This is a genomic window from Pseudomonas sp. XP2, assembly GCF_053557975.1.
Genome location: NZ_JBNRIK010000019.1, coordinates 65,268 through 83,552, shown reverse-complemented (window position 1 = coordinate 83,552; position 18,285 = coordinate 65,268). Strand labels below are relative to the sequence as shown.

Here is an 18,285-nt window from a genome sequence, read left to right as displayed (position 1 = left end):
GCATATTTCCCCCTCACGGCGGGCTTCCTATGCTGGCGCCATCTGCCGTGGAGTGTGTTATGCGCCAGCCTGCCCACCTTGCCCTGACCTGCCTGCTGGCCCTGGCCGCGACCTTGGCTGCGCCCCTGGCGCCCGCCGCTCAGCCCACAGACGCGCTAAACGTACGCATCGGCTACCTGGGCTATCGCCCCGATCCCGGCCCGCTGCTGTCCAACATCATTCCTGAGCCTGCCGATGCCGGGCGCCAGGGCGCCGAGCTGGCGGTTGTCGACAGCAACAGCACCGGGCGCTTCCTGAAGCAGCAATTCCAGCTGACCCCCGCCACAGTCGACAGCCCCGAGGCCTTGTTGCAGGCAGCCAGGGCGCAGCACGACCAAGGCCTGCGGCTGTTCGTGGTGAATGCCCCGGCCGCCAGCCTGCGCGCGTTGTCTGCCGCCCTCCCCGACAGCCTGTTGTTCAACGCCGGCAGCCCCGACGACGGCCTGCGCAGCAGCCAGTGCCTGGGCAATGTGCTGCACAGCTTGCCGGGGCGCGCCATGCTGGCCGATGCGCTGGTGCAATTCCTGGTGCTGCGCAAGTGGCAGCGGGCGCTGCTGGTGGCCGGCCAGACCGAAGACGACCAGGCCTACGCCGCAGCCCTGCGCCGCTCAATGAAACGCTTTGGCCTGCAACTGGTCGCGGAAAAGACCTGGACTTTCGACAACGACCAGCGCCGCAGCGCCCAGGCCGACATGCCGCTGTTCACCCAAACCGCCGAATACGACGTTGTACTGGTGGCCGACGAGCGCGGCGACTTTGGCGAGTACCTGCCCTACCAGACCTGGTACCCCCGCCCCGTGGCCGGCACCCAGGGTCTCACCCCCACCGGCTGGCACAAGACCGTGGAAACCTTTGGCGCCGCGCAGCTGCAAAAACGCTTCGAAGCCCAGGCCGGGCGCTGGATGAATGACCGTGACTTTGCTGCCTGGATGGCCGTGCGCAGCATTGCCAGCGCGGCCAGCAAGCTGCGCCAGGCCGAACCCCGCGCGCTACAACAACTGCTGCTCAGCGAACAGTTGCCACTGGATGGTTTCAAGGGCCGCAAGCTCAGCTACCGCCCGTGGAACGGCGAACTGCGCCAGCCAATCGCGCTGGTGCAGCCGCGCGCCCTGGTCAGCACGTCGCCGCAGGAGGGCTTCCTGCACCCTTTCAACGAAATGGACAGCCTGGGCTACGACAAACCCGAAGTGACCTGCAGCTACCCCTGACCCGATAACCACAACAATAAGGAATTCGCCATGCGCCGCCCCCTCTTCCACCGGGCCCTGCTTTACCCCAGCCTGCTGTCGGGCGCCCTGGCGCTGGCCAGCGGGCACGCCATGGCCGCCACTGCCTGGGTGTCCAACGAGAAGGACAACAGCCTCAGCCTGATCGACATGCAAACCCTTGAAGTCACCGAGACCCTGCCGGTGGGCCAGCGCCCGCGCGGCCTGCTGCTGTCACACGACAACAAGCTGCTGTACATCTGCGCCAGCGACTCGGACCGGGTACAGGTGATGGACGTGGCCACCCGCAAGATCATCAAGGAGCTGCCCTCCGGCAAGGACCCCGAGCAGTTTGCCCTGCACCCCAACGACCGCTGGCTGTATGTGTCCAACGAGGACGACGCACTGGTGACGGTGATCGACACCGTCACCGACAAGGTGCTGGGGCAGATCGACGTCGGTATCGAACCCGAAGGCATGGCGGTGAGCCCCGACGGCAAGTGGGCAGTCAATACCAGTGAGACCACCAACATGCTGCACTGGATCGACACCAGCACCCAGACCTTGGCCGACAGCACCCTGGTCGATCAGCGGCCGCGTTTCGTCGAGTTCAACAAGGACGGTTCGCGGTTGTGGGCCTCGGCGGAAATTGGTGGCACGGTGACCATCCTCGACGTGGCCACGCGCCAGGTGCTGAAAACCCTGAATTTCCAGATCAAGGGTGTTCACCCGGACAAGGTGCAACCGGTGGGCATCAAGCTCAGCGCCGACGGCAAGTACGCGTTCGTCGCGCTGGGGCCGGCCAACCATGTGGCGGTGGTCGATGCCACGACCTTTGATGTGCTCGACTACCTGCTGGTCGGGCGGCGGGTCTGGCAGCTGGCGTTCACCCCGGACCAGAGCCAGTTGCTGGCCACCAACGGCGTCAGTGGCGACGTTTCGGTGATCGACGCGAAGAACCTCAAGGTACTCAAGTCGGTGAAGGTCGGGCGCTACCCCTGGGGCGTGGTGGTAACACCATGAATGCCCTCGACGTCATTGATGTGAGCTTCGCCTACGGCCAGCGCGAAGCGCTCAAACAGGTGGCTTTCAGCCTGGCGCCCGGGCGCTTCGCCGCGCTGCTGGGCCCCAATGGCGCCGGCAAGTCCACCTTGATCGCCCTGCTTACCCGGCTGTACGACCTGCAACACGGCGACATCCGCGTGTGCGGCTGCTCGCTGCGCAACGCTGCACGCCCGGCTTTGCGTCAGCTGGGCGTGGTGTTTCAGCAAAGCACCCTGGACCTGGACCTGAGCGTTGAACAGAACCTGCGCTACCACGCCGCGCTGCATGGCCTGTCGCGGCGCCAGAGCAACCTGCGGGTCGAAGCCGAACTGGCCCGCCAGGGGCTTGGCGAACGCCGTCGCGATCGTGTGCGCGAGCTGAACATCGGCCATCGCCGCCGGGTGGAAATTGCCCGCGCACTGCTGCATGAACCCCGCGTGCTGCTGCTCGACGAAGCCAGCGTCGGCCTCGATCCGGCCAGCCGCCTGGCGCTCAACCAGCACCTGCGCCGGTTATGCCGCGAGCAACAGCTCAGTGTGCTGTGGACCACCCACCTGCTGGACGAAGTGCAGCCCACCGATGACCTGCTGATTCTGCATCACGGGCGCCTGGTAGCCCGTGGTACCGCCGATGCGCTGAGCCTGGAGCACGGCGGCGACCTCGACAACGCCTTTGTCCGCCTGACCAGCGCCCACTCAGGAGCCGACGCCCGATGAACGCTTACTGGCAATGTTTCAACGGCATCATGCTGCGCGAATGGCTGCGCTTCGTGTTGCAGCGCACGCGCTTGCTCAGTGCCCTGGTGCGCCCGCTGCTGTGGTTGCTGGTGTTCGCCGCCGGGTTTCGCGCGGCGCTGGGCATTGCCATCATCGAGCCTTACGACACCTATATTCCTTACGAGGTGTACATCATTCCGGGACTGGCCTGCATGATTCTGCTGTTCAACGGCATGCAGGGCTCGCTGTCGATGGTCTATGACCGGGAGATGGGCAGCATGCGCGTGTTACTGACCAGCCCAGTGCCGCGGCCGTTCCTGCTGGGCAGCAAGCTGTTGGCGACCTCGTTGATTTCCCTGCTGCAAGTGTATGCCTTTCTTGCCATCGCCTGGCTCTACGGCGTGCAGCCACCTGCCGCGGGCTTGCTGCTGGCGCTGCCGGCATTGCTGCTGGTGGCGTTCATGCTCAGCGCCCTGGGCCTGTTGCTGTCGAACGCGATCCGCCAGCTGGAGAACTTTGCCGGGGTGATGAATTTCGTGATCTTTCCGCTGTTTTTCCTGTCGTCGGCGTTGTACCCGCTGTGGAAGATGCGCGAGGCCAGCCAGTGGTTGTACTGGCTGTGTGCTGTTAACCCGTTTACCCATGCCGTGGAACTGGTGAGGTTTGCGCTTTATGAGCGGTTGAACCTGCTGGCGCTGGCGGTGTGCCTGGGGTTGACCGCCTTGTTTACCCTGCTGGCGGTACTCACCTTCAACCCCCAGCATGCGGCGCTGCGCAAGCCCCGCTGAGCTTCTGTTGCTTGCTCTGTGCAGGAGCGTCAGGGCTGAAGTGGCATCTCTCTTTTTAACCGCAAGCTACTACTTTAGTACTGCCTTTGCTGTCTAATCGTCGCATTCACAAAGCACCGCCACTGGCATGTAATGGGCCTATAACAAAAAGGAAAATCCCCATGCCACGTGCCCTGCGCCCCTTGCTGGCTGCCCTTTCGCTGTGTCTGTCATTGGGTATTGCCCAGGCCGACACCACCCCACTGTTCTCCGCCGAAGGCTATCGCACCACGCTCTACCGCAGCCCCACCCCGCAACAGGTCGAAGGTGGCCAGGTCATCGACACCGCCACGCTGCAACGCCTGCTAGGCCAAGCCCCCAGGCCGGTGCTGGTGGACGTCTATCGCCGCCAATGGCTGCAAGGCCGCTTCATCGAAGACGAGCCGCACAGCAACCTCCCCGGCAGCCTGTGGTTGGCCAACACCGGCGACGGTGAACTGAGCCCGGCCTGGCAGGACTACTTCATGCGTAACCTGCAAAAAGCCACCGCCGGGCAGCCAGAGCAACCGCTGGTCTTCTACTGCCGCTCCGATTGCTGGTTAAGCTGGAACGCGGTAAAACGCGCCAAGGCCCTGGGCTATAACAACCTGTACTGGTACCGCGACGGCCTGGACGCCTGGCAACAGGCCAACTTGCCGCTGCAGCCGGCGCAACCCGTGCCCTTTCCCTGAATCACTTGCCTGCGAACGCGTGCCCATCCAATAAAAACAAGGTGAAAAGGCCATGTACAAAATTCTGATTGCCGACGATCACCCGCTGTTTCGCGAAGCCATCCACAACGTCATCAGCGATGGTTTTGAAGGCAGCGAGGTCATGGAGACGGCCGACCTGGACAGCGCCCTGGCATTGACCCAGGCGCACGACGACCTCGACCTGATCCTGCTCGACCTGAACATGCCCGGCATGCACGGCCTCAACGGCCTGATCACCCTGCGCAACGAGGCGCCGACCACGCCGGTCGTGATCGTTTCAGCCGAGCAGGAAAAGCAGATCGTGCTGCAGGCCATCACCTACGGTGCCGTGGGTTTCATCACCAAGTCTTCGCCGCGCTCGCAGATGATCGAAGCGATCGAGCAGATCCTCAATGGCAATGTCTACCTGCCACCCGACATCATCCGCGCGCAAAAAAGCAGTACCAGCCGGCGCCACAACGATACACCGAGCTTCCCGCCGGAAATGCTCCAGGCCCTGACCCGCAAGCAGCTGCTGGTGCTCGAGCGCATGACCAAGGGCGAATCGAACAAGCAGATCGCCTACACGCTGGATATCGCCGAAACCACGGTCAAGGCGCACGTCTCGGCGATCTTGCGCAAGTTGAACGTGCATAATCGGGTGCAGGCGATCCTGAGTGCCGGCGATATCGATTTTGCCGATTACTTGAGGCGTTGACCTGTAACGGCCTCTTCGCGGGTGAACCCGCTCCCACAGAAGCCTGCGAAAAGGCCAGCGGCTATGTCAGGCTGCTGGCCAATAAGTGGCTCATCGCCGTCTTGAGCTTCATCGGCCGCACCGGTTTATGCATCAGGGTGTGCCCCAGCTCGCGGATCTGCTGCTTGAGGTCGTTGCTGTAGTTGGCGGTGATCATCAGCGCCGGTAGCGGCTGGGCGCGGCGGGCATTGATCCGCGCCACGGCGTCGACACCGTTGCAGTCGTTGTCCAGGTGATAGTCGGCGATCAGCAGGTCGGCCTCGGCGTGGTAATTGTCCACCTGCCGCGCCAGGTCTTCCTCCGACAGCGCAGTGACCACCTGGCAGCCCCAGCCCTCCAGCAAGGTGCGCATGCCTGCGCAGATCGCCGCATCGTTATCCAGCACCCACACCCGCGCCCCACCCAGGCGGTCAAGCATCGGCTCGCAGATCACCTGGCTTGGCTGGGGCTTGGGCGCGGTGGCGCTCAGCGGCACTTCGACGGCGAACACCGAGCCCTTGCCGAGCCATGAGCGCACCCGGATCCGGTGGCCGAGGATGCCGGCGATCTTATCCACGATCGCCAGGCCCAGGCCTAAGCCACGGTCCTGGTCCGGCCGCTGGACGTCGCCGCGCTTGAACTCCTGGAACATGTCTTCCAGGTGTTCTTCGGCAATGCCGATACCGCTGTCCCACACTTCGATCCGCAGGCCGCCACGTTGGCGCCGACAGCCCAGCACCACGCGCCCGCTGCGGGTGTAGCGGATGGCATTGCTGAGCAGGTTGCGCAGGATCCGCGCCAGCAGCTGGGTGTCACTGCGCACCACCGCCGAACAACCTACAAAATGCAGTTCAAGCCCTTCGCTGCGCGCCACTTGGGCGTATTCGGCGGCAAGGTTGTCCATCAGCTCGCTGAGGGCGAACGGGGCCACATCGGCCTTGATCACCCCGGCATCGAGCTTGGAAATGTCCACCAGGGTGCCTAGCAGGTTTTCTACATCTTCCAGCGAGTTGCTGACATTTCGAACCAGGTGGGCACTGTCTTGCAGCTCGCGGCGCTCGAGCAACGCGCTGGTGAACAGCCGCGCCGCGTTCAGCGGTTGCAGCAGGTCGTGGCTGACCGCAGCGAGGAATTTGGTTTTCGACAGGTTGGCCTGCTCGGCCTCGCGCTTGGCCTCCCGCAGGCGCGACTCGGCCCGGCTGCGCTCCTCGATCTCACGCAGTAGCTGGTCGTTGAGGCTGGTCAGTTCCGCGGTGCGTTCGCGCACACGTTGCTCCAGGTGCTGATAGGCCTGGTGCAGCGCCTGAGCGGTATTGCGGCGCTCGGTAATGTCGCGGATCAACACGAAAATGCCCACCACCTCGCCATTGGCCAGGCGGTTCGGTACGTAGGAGCGCAGCATGTAGCGCTCCTGGCCATTGATGTTGGTTTCGGCAAATTCGAAGGTGACGCTTTCACCCGCCAGCGCCCGCGCCACGTAGGCTTCCAGCCGCTGGTAATGCTGCTCGCTGTGGGCTTCTCGCAGGCTCTGGCCGAGCATCACGCCGTGCGGCCAGCAATACCATTCTTCATAAACCTTGTTGGTGAATTCGTAGACCAGATCGGCATTCAGGTAAGCGATCAGCGCCGGGACATTGTCGGTGATCAGGCGAATCTGGTGCTGGTGGGCGGTCTCGGCCCGCTGTCGGGCCTCGCTGAGCAGGCGGTTGACGGCCTTGAGCTCAGCCATGGCCTGGTTCAGGGCGTCAGTGCGTTCACGTACCTGCTCGGCCAGCACCACCGAATGCTGGAACGCCGCATAGGGGTCGTTACCCCGCGTTACCCCCGACTCGATGCGTTCAATCAACGCGCCGTTGATTCGCTGCAACTTGTGGTTTTCGTGCTGCAGCCGGATGACCTCGGCCTGCAGTTCAGCGCCCGACAGGAGGCCGGTTGCGGGCAATGGCGACCCCGGTGAAGGTCTGGTTGATATGCATGCCATTGAACTGTTCTCCGTAGGTGTTGAAGCCGATCACCCGCTGCTCGCGCAAGAACGCACCGACCGGCTCCAGGCCGTGCCGGTCTTCCAGCTCCAGGCGCCGCAGAAAGCAATCGCAACCGATGGTCAGCAGCGGCGGGCCAAGGCGCTGCTGCAAGCCGTCGAACAGCTGGTGCAGGTTCGGCAACAGCGGGCCTGGAGTCATGGCGGTAAGCACGATGCCGTTTTCCACCGCGCAGTAGAAACTCAGGCTCAGGTCCGGGTGCACCTGCTGGATCGCCCGCACGTAATACTGATCATGAATGCGCACGGCCAGCGGATGGGCAGCGAATACCCGGTAGTCGAGCGCTGCCACCGGCACGCCGATGTGGCGGGCGTACTCCTCCGCAGCAGGCTCGGCATTCAGCTCGAAGACGCGACGCTGGCCGCTGTCGGCGCCGGTTACCACCAGTTTTTCCTCACGTGGGAGGATGTGGTGCGTGGTGAACACTTCGAAATCCAGCCAGGTGTTGACCAGCACCACCACAGCGGCACCGTTGTGGAACACGCCACCGAAGTACACATGGGTGCGGGTCAGGTAGTTGTCGTCGCCTGCCGAACCACCAAAATGCGGGATGTCCCCCAAGGCTGCGCTGAGGGCGGCCAGCACCATCTCCTCCCGGCTGGACAGGCCGTCGAGCAGGGTCAGGGCAAAGCTGTGGCCCTTGATCGGTGCCAGGGTGTTGCTGCGACAGGTGCCGACCAGGCGCTCGACCATCTGCTGCGCGTCGATCAGGCTGAAGTGCTCCATTTCATCGATCAATTCGGTGGCAATCGAAAAGTGCCGGTGATCGAAGCCCACCGCCGTCACGCAATTGCGGCCGTAGCCCAGCGGGGTGATTTCGCCAGCGCTGGTGCAGCCGACCAGGCGGATGCCGCCGAAATCCTGCTCCAATGCTTCGCCCAGGGCCTGCAAGTCGTATTCGGCGGAACAGAAGAACAGCACGAAACCCAGGTGCGGGTGCAGCAACTGGCGCGCCAGGTCCTGGGCGGCCTGCCGTGCGTCGTTAGCCTGGGACATGGCGCGGACCACACCGTCGTTTTGAGCCTGCTGCATCGTGGTCTCCGGCGCGGGGTGGCTGAGGGGTCAGTGTACGAAGGTGAGCAAGGGGGACGAATGCTACTTGGGTAGCGGGTGGGCGGTTCCATGGGCGTAATAGCCCGCATCATTTGGGGCCGCCTTGCGGCCCCAGGGATTCACCAGGTCAACACCGCACCCACCGCAAAGGTATCGGTGTCTTCGTTCTGCGCACGGGTGTCATGCCCGTCAATGGAAAACTGGTTGTACTCAGCCACCAGCTTCAGGTTGTCGTTCACATCATGGAACAGCGCCACACCGCGGGTTTCATAGTCTGCCCCGCTGCCCACCGCGCCATTGCCATCGTCCTTGGTCTTGCCATAGGACAGCGCCACGCGGTTCTTGCCGAACGTGTACGAGCCCTGCAGCAGGTAGCCGTCACTGTCGACATTGCGCAACACCGGTTCGCCAGCGTTGTTGGTGAAGAACGGGTTGATACCCTTTGCCTGGAACCCCGAGCCGGTCAGCGACCAGCCCCCCATCTTGGCCTGCACGCCATAGCCGACACCTTTGGAGGTGACGGACTTCACCGTCGAATCGGTATTGTCCGAGGTCTGGTAGCTGCCGTTGACCCAGCTGTAGATCTGCGCCCCGCCCAGGTCGAACTGGTAGGTGATCTCGCTTTCGGTGCGCGGGTTTTCCTGGTAGGCCTTGCCGGTCGGGCTGCTGTCGTTGGTGTCTACCGGGTCCATGATGCCCACTGCTACTCGCAGGCCGTCCATCACCGGGGTGCGGTAGGTGATCTGCGAGGTGGGGAACGGGTACGGGTAACCACTGCCGATGTTGCCGAACGACACCCCGCCGCCGTCCACCAGCCCCAGCGTGTCGCTGACCTGGCCATACCCTGCCAGCAGCTCGTCCAGCAGGATGTTGGAGCGGGCAAACAGCCCGAAGTCCTTGCCGATCAACACCTCGCCCCACGCGGGGTTGGCCACGGTGCCGTAGAACTGCCGCACGTCGATGGCGGTGTCGGTGCCGTTGGTTTCACTGTCGTTGATGGTTACCCAGAACGAGGCACGCGCGCCGAGCTTCAGGTCATCCACCTGCTTGCCCATGTTGAAGCCCAGGTAGTTAGGCAAGAAGCCCATTTTCACCCGCGACTGGCGGCGGTCGAACTGTTCGCCCTCACGGTCGACCTTGCTGTTGACGTAGAAGGCATTGATGTAACCGTCGGTGGAAAACGTTGTCTGGTCCTTGTCGTACAGCATGATCTCGGCCTCGGCGACGCCGCTCAGGCCCAGGGCAGAAAAGCTGGCGATGGCGGCTGCGAGGAAACGAGGCGGCAGGTGCTTATTGTTGTTGTGCATGGCGCGCTCCAAACGGGGACAGGATGTCGGAGGCGATTATCGGAAGTGGCCAAATGGCCAGATACGCTGCTTTCGGGCGAGCGGGTAGCGGCCTTGGGCTGGCGAATGCGGCGTGATGATTTGGTCGCGGTACCAGGTCTGGCCAGGAGGCAAGACTTAGGGTGTACGCATGAATAGCAGGCGGGTATCAGTACATCTGTACGAACTGGGGCCGCCCTGCGGCCCCGTTGTTGCGCTGACCACTGCCCTCAGGAAGCAAGCGCCTGCGAGCGCTGGCGCTCGGGCATCTCATAGCGGTGCGGTTGCTGCCAGGCCAGCCGTGCTTGCACGTCGACCGCCGCGTCCATCACCTTCTGGGCCCAGTTTTCGTCTTTCGGGCACACCACCACTACGCGAAAACCATGGTCGACGCCCTCAAGCCGCACGCCTTCGGAATCATCGACATGCAGATCGATATCGAACGCCGATGGCAACTTCGAAGGCGAATGCTCAAGGCCGTTCTGGGCCAGGATATGCTGGTGCCGGTCACTGTTGACCACACCATCGACATGGATGCCATAAAGCATCAGCCAGCGCCGGATGTAGGCCGGGGTGCGCCCCGACGAGGTATAGATCCAGATGCTGCAGCCCTGGCGGCGCAGGTCGCGGATCAGCGAGCGCGTGCCACTGCGCAGGGGCTCGCCCAACCAGCGATGGACGAAATTCGGCAGCTTGCTGTCTTCGGCGGCAGCGTGTTCGGGCAGGCAGGCGAGCGTGTCGTCGATATCGAACGAAATGCGTACCTGGCCACGCTTGAGCTTGCGTTCAAGGGCTTGGCGCCCGCGTGCGAACATGGAGTAACGTTGCATCAGCGGCGCCCCTCACAGACAGGCACAGGCGTGCCGCTCAGGAAGAACTTGCCGGGCTCAGGCGCCTTCTCTTCGAGGAAAGCGGCGTACTTTTTCTTGATCTTGGGGAGTTCGTACAAAGCCTTGACACCGTGTTTAGCGGAGTTGCGTATGACCGAGGACGGGTTGAAGTAACCCTCGGCGTTGTCCAGCGACAGCACGAAAGGCGGCAAGCCGGCACGCATCAGCAGGTAGCTGACAATGAGCGAACCTGTGCGGTTGTTGCCTTCGATGAACAACTGCGGCTTGCTGAGGATTCGTACATAAACACCGGCTGCCCGCTTCCAGATCGAATCGCTGCGGTACGAGCAGTACCAGTTGTACAAGTCCTTGATGCCACCTTCGACGTTGTTGAAAAAGTGCGCCTCGGTTGCGGCGAGGTGCGGGGCATATTCCAGGCGACGGGCCGGGTCGCTGCCGCACAGCACAGTGGCGTTGATTTCCAGCATCAGGTTCAGCTGCTGCAGGTCGAACAGGTCGATACCGCGAGCGACATAGTCGTCAATCAGTGCATAGCCTTCAAGTACGTTCAGCAGCACCTCGTCGGTAAACGGATCCCGCGGTTCGGTGAAATGCCGGCTGAGTTCGGCAAAGCGGCCTTGCACCTCGCGCAGTGCGCGCTCTACCGCTGAAAGATCAAGACGACGCGTTGCTCGCATTGGAAATCCCGGGTAACACTTTAACGGAAGGTAACGCGGCCGGTTGCTGCAACCTCCCTGGCTGCAACACCCGGCCACCTTGGCGTGCCTGACTCAGCTGAACTTGCCGCTGATGTAGTCGCTGGTCAGTTGCTCGCGTGGGTTCTGGAAAATCTGCGCCGTAGGGCCCATCTCGACCAGGTAACCGGTGCGGCTGCCCTGGGAAATATCGACCGAGAAGAACGCCGTGGTGTCCGCCACACGAATCGCCTGCTGCATGTTGTGGGTGACCAGGGCGATGGTGTAGTCCTTCTTCAGCTCGACCATCAGCTCTTCCACGCGACGGGTGGCAATCGGGTCGAGTGCCGAGCAGGGTTCGTCCAGCAGCAGCACTTCCGGTTCGGTGGCGATGGCGCGGGCAATGCATAGACGCTGCTGCTGGCCGCCGGACAGCGACAGGCCGCTGACCTTGAGCTTGTCCTTCACTTCGTCCCACAGCGCGGCGCCTTGCAAGGCGTGCTTCACGCGGTCACCCAGGTCGCCCTTGTAGCGGTTCAGGCGCAGGCCGAAGGCGACGTTGTCGAAGATGCTCATCGAGAACGGGTTGGGCTGCTGGAATACCATGCCGATGTAGCGGCGCACGACCACCGGGTCAACACCCTTGCCGTAGACATCCTGGCCCAGGAAGTGCACATGGCCTTCAAACCGGAAGCCCTTCACCAGGTCGTTCATGCGGTTGAGGCTACGCAGCACGGTACTCTTGCCGCAGCCCGACGGCCCGATGAAGCCGGTGATCTCGTTCTTCCTGATCGGCACATGGCTGTCACGCACGGCCATGAAGTTGCCGTAGAAAATCTTGTCCAGCTTGCAGTCCATGACGATCGGGGTGGCTTCATTGACCATGGGAGCGGCTCTTTGCGCAGTGGATACGTTCAAGTTGGATGCTCCCTTTCTCAATACTTGGGCTTGCCGAAGACTCGGCTCAGAATGTTGATGACCAGCACGATCATGACCAGCACCAGCGAGGCCGCCCAGGCGAGCTCGAGCTGGTTGTCGAATGGCATGCCGGAGAAGTTGTAAATCAGTACGGCGAGCGAAGCCGTAGGGTTCATGACCGCCAGGCTGCCGTCATGGTAGATCCAGTAGTTGCTGAACAATGCGGTGAACAGCAGCGGCGCGGTTTCGCCAGCGGCGCGGGCCACGGCCAGCATGACGCCGGTGAGGATCGCCGGCAGGCCGGTGGGCAGGACGATTTTCCAGATCACCTGGGCACGGGTGCAGCCCATGCCGTAAGCGGCGTCTTTCATGATCTTGGGCACCATCTTCATCGACTCTTCAGCAGTCAGCACCACGATCGGCAGCATCAGTACTGCCAAGGCCACACCGCCAGCCGGCGCCGAGTAGGTTCCGGTGGTCATCACCACCAGGGCGTAGGCAAACACCCCGGCCAGGATCGACGGCAGGCCGGTGAGCATCTTGGCGGCAAAGCGCGCGGCGTTGGCCAGCTTGCTGTCGGGGCCGAGTTCGGCCAGGAACACTGCTGCCAGGATACCGACCGGTACCGCGATGGCGGCGGCAATGCCGACCATGACGAAGGTACCGGCCATGGCGTTACCAAAACCGCCACCCATCTCGAAGCCGGTCGGCGGCAGCTCGGTGAACACTTCCAGACTCAGGCGTGCACCGCCGCGGGTGATCAGCATGTACAGCACGGAAATCAGCGGCACGCTGGCCACCAGCGCCGCGAGCCATGCCAGGGTGGTCAAAAGCACGCTGCGCAGGGCACGGCCTTCCAGCTTGCGTTGCAGGCTGGGCAATGCGGCTACAGGGGTCGTCAAGGCAGTCATTGTTTGTTACCACGCTGGGCGTAGAGCATGATCATCGAGCCGAGCACGTTCACCAGCAGAGTGATGAACATCAGGACCAGTGCCGCGTACATCAGCACTTCGACCTCGTTCGGGCCGGCTTCCGGGAAGTTCAGCGCCAGCAGCGCCGCCAGGGTGTTGGCCGGGGCGAACAAGGAAAGGGAAATGGTGTTGGCGTTGCCGACCAGCATGGCCAGTGCCATGGTTTCACCGAGCGCGCGGCCCAGGCCCAGTACCAGCGAACCAAAGATGCCAGTAGCAGCCGATGGCACCATCACCTTGAGGATGGCTTCCCAGTGGGTAGTGCCCATGCCGTAGGCAGCCTGCTTGGTTTTCATCGGTACGCTGGTCAGCGCATCCTGGGAAACGGCAGCGATGGTCGGCAGGATCATGATCGCCAGTACCAGCGCAGCAGGCAGCAGGCCGGGCCCGCTCAGGGAGGTGCCGAAAAACGGGATCCAGCCCAGCTCGCTGTTCAACCAGGCGGTCAGCGGGCGAATCGCCGGGATGACAACGTAGATGCCCCACAGGCCGTAGACCACGCTGGGGATGGCGGCGAGCAGTTCGACGATGGTGCGGAACACTGCGGCGAGCTTGGCCGGAAGGAAATCCTGGGTGAGGAAAATGGCCATGCTGACGCCGAAGAAACCGGCGATCAACAGGGCGATGAAGGCACTGTAAAGCGTGCCCCAGATCGCTGGCAGAATACCGTACTTGCCTTGGTTGACGTCCCAGACGCTGCCGAACAGCACGTCAAAGCCATGCTTTTCGATGCCGGGCAGTGCCTTGCGGCCCACTTCGTAGACCAGCGCGAAGACCAGCGCCAGTACCAGCACCACACCAATGCGTGCAAGCGCACGGAAGGTGCGATCGACCAGGAAGTCTTTCGCAGACGGTGGCTGGCACGCGGAATCGGGGTTATCCGGTATGGCAAAGGGTGTGTTCATGGGCAAGTTCCGGGACAAGGGACAAACACCCCCGGCATGGCTTCATGCCGATACCGGGAGCGCCTGGGTATTACTGGATGTTGGCAGACGCTTTACGCACCTGGTCGACAACCGACGCAGGCAGCGGGATGTAACCCATCGAGTCGGCGATGGTCTGGCCTTTGGTCAGGCTGTACTCGACCATTTCACGCATGGCCTTGGCTTTTGCCGGGTTGCCGTTGTCCTTGCGGAAGATCATCCAGGTGTAGGAAGTGATCGGGTAGGACTTGGCACCGTCCGGGTCAGGCAGCCAGGCCACCAGGTTTTCCGGCATGTTTACCGCAGCCAGTGCTTCGGCACCGCTCTCTGCGTTTGGCACGACGTATTGGCCAGCTTTGTTCTGCAGCACGGCGAAGTCGACCTTGGCCAGCTTGGCGAAGCCGTATTCGATGTAGCCGATGGCGCCCGGGGTCTGGCGGACGGTGGCGGTTACGCCATCGTTCTTCGGCGATTTGATGAACTTGTCGGTGGCCGGCCAGTTGACGGTGTTGCCCTCACCCAGCCCTTGCTTGAAGTCAGCGTTGATGGCCGACAGGTGCTTGGTGAAGACCGCAGTGGTACCGCTGGAGTCGGCACGCACGACCACAGTGATCGGGGTAGCTGGCAGTTTCAGCTCAGGGTTGGCCGCGGCGATTTGCGGGTCGTTCCACTGGGTGATCTTGCCCAGGAAGATGTTGGAGTACACCTCGCGCGGCAGCTTCAGCCCTTTAGGGTTGCCCGGCAGGTTGTAGGCCAGGACGATTTCACCGGCGGTCATTGGCAGCAACTGCACGCCTTCGCCAACCTTGGCAATATCTGCTTCGCTCATGGCCGAGTCGCTGGCGGCGAAGTCGACGGTCTTGTTCAGGAAGTCCTGAACGCCCGCCCCGCTGCCCTTGGACTGGTAGTCAACGGTGACGCCAGCAGTGTTCTTGCTGAAGTCCTTGAACCAGGTCAGGTAGATCGGTGCAGGGAAGCTGGCGCCGGAACCTGTCAGGCGAACGTTTTCTGCAGCAAAGGCTGCCGAAGTGGCGCAAAGGGAGACCGCAACGGCGAGTGCAGCAGACTTCATCAGGCGTTTCATCAAAAAGTGCTCCTTGTGATGGCCGGCACACTTTGCATCAGCTGTGTTACAGCTTTGTGACTGTTGAGTGGCAGGCCGCACGGTAGAGCTTTTTGCCTGTGCCATGACGCACCGCTCGTCCATGGTCCGGCACTCTCGATGGACGCCTGGCCTCAACCGTGCAGGCAAATCCAGCAGGAGTGAACACCATGCCACGCGGTGACAAGGACAAATACACAGACAAACAGAAGCGCAAGGCCGAGCATATAGAGGAGAGTTACGAAGACAGGGGATTGTCGAAAGCAGAGGCCGAAGCCCATGCCTGGGCCACCGTCAACAAACAGTCCGGAGGTGGCGACAAGAAGGGTGGCTCGGGGAGCCACACGGCTGCCAGCGAGAAGAAGACAGCCCGCTCCGACTCAGCCAAACGCGCGGCCAAGTCACGCCAGGGTCATTCGCGCAGTTCGGGTGTTTCTCTGGAAAGCCAGAGCAAGCAAAGCCTGATAAAGGAAGCGCGCAGCAAAGACATCAAGGGCCGCTCCACCATGACCAAGGCAGAGTTGGTAGAAGCGCTGCGCAAACAAGGTTGAGGGCTCGATGGCTGGCACCGGCTGCGCCGGTGCCATCATTAAAGCTATCCCGTCCCTTATCTGGGCTTCACCGAATCAGCCAATACCGACAATACCCGCTTCATCGCCTTCCTGGCTGCGGTTGCGGCACGCACACTCGAACTCGGCTTGGGCCCGTGTGACAAAGTTGAGGCTCAAGCGCATCTTTTCCTGGGTGTCGTAAAGGTCATAACCCTCTCCCAGGGCGGCGGGAAAGCCAAGACGCCGAGGGTAAACCTCTCGCTTTACTGGCACTGCGGGCACCACAACGAAGCGCGTCTGCATGATCGTCCCTCTTCGGCAGTGCTTAAGTATTAGTAGTCTTATGTCAAAGCATCAAGATGACTCATGCAATATTTTGGTTCATTTACCTATGCTCGCGGTAATGAGTGCGCAGAAACCCAACAGGCAGACAGCCCCGATGGCATCCACAGCGCATAAACACTCAAGGCATTGCTCATGGCTGACGCACCCCGGCAACGCCTCTGTTGACGAGATACAACAGCGGCCCCGCCGAAACGAACACAGCCGTCAGCAACAGGTAGGGCAGCAACGATATCCCCTTCCCGCCCCGCATACGGTTGTCCCTCACCATCCAGACGCAGGCCAGCCCCGCCATCAGATACAGGTCAATGACCACCTGAGCAGTGTCTGGCCGCGACAGCAGCGTTAGCCCAAACGCCAGCAGCGACTGCTCGGCAATCTGCATCGTCCAGCCGGTATACAGCGAAAACAGCACCAGCAACGCCAGCGCGCAGATACGCAAGCCCATCGTCCTTTCCTCTGTAGGGTTTGCCGGCACAGTAGTGATAGGGTTGCCTGCGCTCAATGACCTGTGAGGTCATGGACGCTGCAATCAAGGACGATAAGGATCAAGGCATGAGTCATCATCTGTTCCATCGCAAAAGCCCTGCGCCGGATACTTCGGCAGGCCAGCATCTGCGTCACTTGCGCCAGCAGGCCGGGCTCAGCCAGCTGGCGCTTTCGCTATTGGCTGGCGTATCGCAGCGCCACCTGAGCTGCCTGGAAACCGGGCGCGCCAAGGCCAGCCCTGGCACCTTGCATGCCCTGCTTTCGGCCCTTGGCGCGCCACTGGAGCACTGCAACGAAGTGTTCATTGCAGCCGGGTACGCGCCCCGCTACGCGGCCTCGCCGCTCGACGCGCCTGAACTGGCATTGGTGCATGCCGCCATCGAACACATCCTGCAGGCGAACAACCCTGCACCTGCAATCGTCATCGACAGCAACTGGCAGGTCATCGCTGCCAATGCCAGTACCGGCCTGCTGTTGGCGATGGTGGGTGTTGCGGCGCAGGCGGCGCCTGGCCTTAACCTTCTGGATACACTGCTGCGCCCTGGCGGCCTGGGCGATCATCTGGCCAATGCGCAGGAAATTCGTGCCGTTGCCTGGCAACGTGCATCCAGGGAGGCAGTGGGCAATCCGACGCTGGCAGAACACTTGCGCAATCTTCCAACCCCGGCCAACCCAGAGCAGGCGGCAGGTATCGCGCCCGTGTTGCTGACCCGCGTGAGCACCCCCTATGGCGAGCTCAGGTTCCTGTCGACCTTCACCACCTTCGGCATGCCGCTGGATATCACCGTGGAATCACTGCGGATCGAGCACCTGATCCCCGCCGACCCACAAACCCGGCAGAGGATGCAGGCGGCGTTTGATCAATGGTCGGCGGTTACAGCGTGAACGACAGCGCCTGGCCAAGGAACCTGGCGCTAACCTGATGGCCTGTTTCATTGAGGTCGAACGGCTGGCACATGGCCCCCGTGGTCACCACATCACCTGCCTTCAATGTCTGGCCGCGTTCGGCAGCATGGGCATACAGGTGGGCCAGCGACACCAGCGGGTCGGTCGCAGCATCGCCAGACAAGCCGCGGGCGCGTAACTCGCCATCTACGTACACCTCGGTGGTCTCGGCCAGGTCTGCAAGCAAGGGTACGTTGATGCCTGCCCCAAGGCTGTTGCCCACGACCAACGCTTCAATGCCCACGTTGTCCGCCACGAAGCTTGGCCAGCCGACGCGCTTGCGGTCGACGAAGCGTGAGCGCACCACCTCGAAAGTGACGCAGGTTGCGCGAATATCCTCGCTGGCCGGCAGGCGTCCCGCTTGCGGGGGGATATCGCGGTCAAGCACGAAGGCGATCTCGCATTCGATGGTCACAGGGGTCACGGCCGGCAGTTCGATGTGCACGCCATCCGCGTGGCAGCGCTTTGCTTCCAGTTGGCCAATCAGCGGCCGGGACAGGTTGGCCGCACGCATGCCTGCGGGGCTGCCGACACCCAGCTTCCACCCGGCACGCTGACCAGCGGCGGCGGCGAAGAACTCATCCTGGCTGTCATAGCCTTGTTTCAAGGTTTCGGGCCTGAGGCTGGCAGGCAGTTCCGTCAGCAATTCACCGCTGCGCCAGTGCTGCAGCAACAGGGCCGCGGTACGTTGGGGTACGAAAAGCGAACTGTTCATCAAGACCTCATGGAAATGGGCGATGCCGGGCAACCGATGCTAGGGCCTGGAATTGATAAGGATAAATATATTGTCATGATGCCTGGCATCACAAACCGTTATGAAACGACTTCTGGAAGCTGATGCGATCCTTGTGGGAGCGGCCT

Annotated in this window: 20 protein-coding genes; 8 read left to right on the top strand and 12 right to left on the bottom strand. The window is 62.3% G+C overall.

From position 1 onward, the window contains the following. The first annotated feature begins 59 nt into the window (after nucleotides 1-59). The 6 genes from ACK1VC_RS19705 (at nucleotide 60) to ACK1VC_RS19680 (ending at nucleotide 5,220) form a co-directional block, all read left to right on the top strand. Nucleotides 60-1,247 (top strand): ABC transporter substrate-binding protein, encoded by a 1,188-nt coding sequence (locus ACK1VC_RS19705; RefSeq protein WP_016486178.1) that lies wholly within the window; start codon nucleotides 60-62, stop codon nucleotides 1,245-1,247. Between the two features lie 30 nt (nucleotides 1,248-1,277). Further along, entirely contained in the window at nucleotides 1,278-2,267 is a 990-nt protein-coding gene (locus ACK1VC_RS19700; RefSeq protein WP_016486177.1) for a YVTN family beta-propeller repeat protein, read from the top strand. Then, on the top strand, nucleotides 2,264-3,004 hold the full coding sequence (locus tag ACK1VC_RS19695) for an ABC transporter ATP-binding protein (protein ID WP_016486176.1): 741 nt from the start codon (nucleotides 2,264-2,266) through the stop codon (nucleotides 3,002-3,004). The genes ACK1VC_RS19700 and ACK1VC_RS19695 overlap by 4 nt, the downstream gene beginning before the upstream one ends. Beyond that, nucleotides 3,001-3,792: an ABC transporter permease gene (locus ACK1VC_RS19690; protein WP_191087522.1), complete on the top strand. Its 792-nt coding sequence runs from the start codon at nucleotides 3,001-3,003 to the stop codon at nucleotides 3,790-3,792. The genes ACK1VC_RS19695 and ACK1VC_RS19690 overlap by 4 nt, the downstream gene beginning before the upstream one ends. A gap of 161 nt (nucleotides 3,793-3,953) precedes the next feature. Then, complete coding sequence (locus ACK1VC_RS19685) at nucleotides 3,954-4,502, top strand: PQQ-dependent catabolism-associated CXXCW motif protein (protein WP_016486174.1); 549 nt, start codon at nucleotides 3,954-3,956, stop codon at nucleotides 4,500-4,502. A gap of 52 nt (nucleotides 4,503-4,554) precedes the next feature. Then, nucleotides 4,555-5,220 carry a response regulator transcription factor gene (locus tag ACK1VC_RS19680; RefSeq protein ID WP_060516772.1) on the top strand — a complete coding sequence of 222 codons (666 nt, stop codon included), beginning with the start codon at nucleotides 4,555-4,557 and terminating at the stop codon, nucleotides 5,218-5,220. 61 nt (nucleotides 5,221-5,281) lie between these two features. Here the strand turns inward: ACK1VC_RS19680 and ACK1VC_RS19675 are convergent, their stop codons facing one another. From ACK1VC_RS19675 to pstS, 9 genes are all read right to left on the bottom strand, one after another. Further along, a complete protein-coding gene (locus ACK1VC_RS19675) occupies nucleotides 5,282-7,180 on the bottom strand; it encodes a PAS domain-containing hybrid sensor histidine kinase/response regulator (RefSeq protein WP_095114904.1) in 1,899 nt (632 codons plus the stop codon). Continuing rightward, nucleotides 7,149-8,312: a nitric oxide-sensing protein NosP gene (nosP, locus tag ACK1VC_RS19670; RefSeq protein WP_016486171.1), complete on the bottom strand. Its 1,164-nt coding sequence runs from the start codon at nucleotides 8,310-8,312 to the stop codon at nucleotides 7,149-7,151. The genes ACK1VC_RS19675 and nosP overlap by 32 nt, the downstream gene beginning before the upstream one ends. 140 nt (nucleotides 8,313-8,452) lie before the next feature. Beyond that, on the bottom strand, nucleotides 8,453-9,640 hold the full coding sequence (locus ACK1VC_RS19665) for a porin (protein WP_016486170.1): 1,188 nt from the start codon (nucleotides 9,638-9,640) through the stop codon (nucleotides 8,453-8,455). 248 nt (nucleotides 9,641-9,888) lie between these two features. Beyond that, nucleotides 9,889-10,488 carry a hypothetical protein gene (locus ACK1VC_RS19660; RefSeq protein WP_016486169.1) on the bottom strand — a complete coding sequence of 200 codons (600 nt, stop codon included), beginning with the start codon at nucleotides 10,486-10,488 and terminating at the stop codon, nucleotides 9,889-9,891. Beyond that, complete coding sequence (locus tag ACK1VC_RS19655; RefSeq protein WP_016486168.1) at nucleotides 10,488-11,186, bottom strand: hypothetical protein; 699 nt, start codon at nucleotides 11,184-11,186, stop codon at nucleotides 10,488-10,490. Before ACK1VC_RS19655 ends, ACK1VC_RS19660 begins: the two co-directional genes overlap by 1 nt. Nucleotides 11,187-11,279: 93 nt before the next feature. After that, entirely contained in the window at nucleotides 11,280-12,068 is a 789-nt protein-coding gene (pstB, locus tag ACK1VC_RS19650) for a phosphate ABC transporter ATP-binding protein PstB (RefSeq protein WP_016486167.1), read from the bottom strand. A 50-nt stretch (nucleotides 12,069-12,118) separates the two neighbouring features. Continuing rightward, nucleotides 12,119-13,012, bottom strand: coding sequence for a phosphate ABC transporter permease PstA (gene pstA / locus ACK1VC_RS19645; protein WP_197884264.1), 894 nt, complete (start codon nucleotides 13,010-13,012; stop codon nucleotides 12,119-12,121). Beyond that, nucleotides 13,009-13,977, bottom strand: a complete 969-nt coding sequence (pstC, locus tag ACK1VC_RS19640) for a phosphate ABC transporter permease subunit PstC (protein ID WP_016486165.1) — start codon at nucleotides 13,975-13,977, stop codon at nucleotides 13,009-13,011. Before pstC ends, pstA begins: the two co-directional genes overlap by 4 nt. A gap of 70 nt (nucleotides 13,978-14,047) precedes the next feature. Continuing rightward, on the bottom strand, nucleotides 14,048-15,079 hold the full coding sequence (pstS, locus tag ACK1VC_RS19635) for a phosphate ABC transporter substrate-binding protein PstS (RefSeq protein ID WP_016486164.1): 1,032 nt from the start codon (nucleotides 15,077-15,079) through the stop codon (nucleotides 14,048-14,050). 188 nt (nucleotides 15,080-15,267) lie between these two features. Here pstS and ACK1VC_RS19630 point away from each other — a divergent pair, with 188 nt between their 5' ends. Further along, nucleotides 15,268-15,648, top strand: coding sequence for a termination factor Rho (locus ACK1VC_RS19630; protein WP_191087520.1), 381 nt, complete (start codon nucleotides 15,268-15,270; stop codon nucleotides 15,646-15,648). Nucleotides 15,649-15,723: 75 nt separating this feature from the next. Here the strand turns inward: ACK1VC_RS19630 and ACK1VC_RS19625 are convergent, their stop codons facing one another. Together ACK1VC_RS19625 and ACK1VC_RS19620 are read right to left on the bottom strand one after the other, a co-directional pair. Next, a complete protein-coding gene (locus ACK1VC_RS19625; protein WP_016486162.1) occupies nucleotides 15,724-15,951 on the bottom strand; it encodes a hypothetical protein in 228 nt (75 codons plus the stop codon). 172 nt (nucleotides 15,952-16,123) lie between these two features. Continuing rightward, on the bottom strand, nucleotides 16,124-16,438 hold the full coding sequence (locus ACK1VC_RS19620; RefSeq protein ID WP_016486161.1) for a DUF2834 domain-containing protein: 315 nt from the start codon (nucleotides 16,436-16,438) through the stop codon (nucleotides 16,124-16,126). Between the two features lie 107 nt (nucleotides 16,439-16,545). Between ACK1VC_RS19620 and ACK1VC_RS19615 the strand changes: the two genes are divergently transcribed. Continuing rightward, complete coding sequence (locus tag ACK1VC_RS19615) at nucleotides 16,546-17,364, top strand: helix-turn-helix domain-containing protein (protein ID WP_024717800.1); 819 nt, start codon at nucleotides 16,546-16,548, stop codon at nucleotides 17,362-17,364. Here ACK1VC_RS19615 and ACK1VC_RS19610 read toward each other — a convergent pair. Beyond that, nucleotides 17,354-18,139, bottom strand: coding sequence for a 2-keto-4-pentenoate hydratase (locus ACK1VC_RS19610; protein ID WP_191087519.1), 786 nt, complete (start codon nucleotides 18,137-18,139; stop codon nucleotides 17,354-17,356). The genes ACK1VC_RS19615 and ACK1VC_RS19610 overlap by 11 nt on opposite strands. Nucleotides 18,140-18,285: the final 146 nt, after the last annotated feature.

What these genes read in the sequence shown, in the direction of transcription:
- ACK1VC_RS19615 (WP_024717800.1), top strand. Translation starts at nt 16,546, where the DNA reads ATGAGTCATCATCTGTTCCATCGCAAAAGCCCTGCGCCGGATACTTCG.
- ACK1VC_RS19690 (WP_191087522.1), top strand. Translation starts at nt 3,001, where the DNA reads ATGAACGCTTACTGGCAATGTTTCAACGGCATCATGCTGCGCGAATGG.
- ACK1VC_RS19630 (WP_191087520.1), top strand. Translation starts at nt 15,268, where the DNA reads ATGCCACGCGGTGACAAGGACAAATACACAGACAAACAGAAGCGCAAG.
- ACK1VC_RS19655 (WP_016486168.1), bottom strand. Translation starts at nt 11,186, where the DNA reads ATGCGAGCAACGCGTCGTCTTGATCTTTCAGCGGTAGAGCGCGCACTG.
- pstA (WP_197884264.1), bottom strand. Translation starts at nt 13,012, where the DNA reads ATGACTGCCTTGACGACCCCTGTAGCCGCATTGCCCAGCCTGCAACGC.
- ACK1VC_RS19610 (WP_191087519.1), bottom strand. Translation starts at nt 18,139, where the DNA reads ATGAACAGTTCGCTTTTCGTACCCCAACGTACCGCGGCCCTGTTGCTG.
- ACK1VC_RS19695 (WP_016486176.1), top strand. Translation starts at nt 2,264, where the DNA reads ATGAATGCCCTCGACGTCATTGATGTGAGCTTCGCCTACGGCCAGCGC.
- pstC (WP_016486165.1), bottom strand. Translation starts at nt 13,977, where the DNA reads ATGAACACACCCTTTGCCATACCGGATAACCCCGATTCCGCGTGCCAG.
- nosP (WP_016486171.1), bottom strand. Translation starts at nt 8,312, where the DNA reads ATGCAGCAGGCTCAAAACGACGGTGTGGTCCGCGCCATGTCCCAGGCT.
- ACK1VC_RS19660 (WP_016486169.1), bottom strand. Translation starts at nt 10,488, where the DNA reads ATGCAACGTTACTCCATGTTCGCACGCGGGCGCCAAGCCCTTGAACGC.
- ACK1VC_RS19680 (WP_060516772.1), top strand. Translation starts at nt 4,555, where the DNA reads ATGTACAAAATTCTGATTGCCGACGATCACCCGCTGTTTCGCGAAGCC.
- pstS (WP_016486164.1), bottom strand. Translation starts at nt 15,079, where the DNA reads ATGAAACGCCTGATGAAGTCTGCTGCACTCGCCGTTGCGGTCTCCCTT.
- ACK1VC_RS19685 (WP_016486174.1), top strand. Translation starts at nt 3,954, where the DNA reads ATGCCACGTGCCCTGCGCCCCTTGCTGGCTGCCCTTTCGCTGTGTCTG.
- ACK1VC_RS19705 (WP_016486178.1), top strand. Translation starts at nt 60, where the DNA reads ATGCGCCAGCCTGCCCACCTTGCCCTGACCTGCCTGCTGGCCCTGGCC.
- ACK1VC_RS19620 (WP_016486161.1), bottom strand. Translation starts at nt 16,438, where the DNA reads ATGGGCTTGCGTATCTGCGCGCTGGCGTTGCTGGTGCTGTTTTCGCTG.
- pstB (WP_016486167.1), bottom strand. Translation starts at nt 12,068, where the DNA reads ATGGTCAATGAAGCCACCCCGATCGTCATGGACTGCAAGCTGGACAAG.
- ACK1VC_RS19625 (WP_016486162.1), bottom strand. Translation starts at nt 15,951, where the DNA reads ATGCAGACGCGCTTCGTTGTGGTGCCCGCAGTGCCAGTAAAGCGAGAG.
- ACK1VC_RS19700 (WP_016486177.1), top strand. Translation starts at nt 1,278, where the DNA reads ATGCGCCGCCCCCTCTTCCACCGGGCCCTGCTTTACCCCAGCCTGCTG.
- ACK1VC_RS19665 (WP_016486170.1), bottom strand. Translation starts at nt 9,640, where the DNA reads ATGCACAACAACAATAAGCACCTGCCGCCTCGTTTCCTCGCAGCCGCC.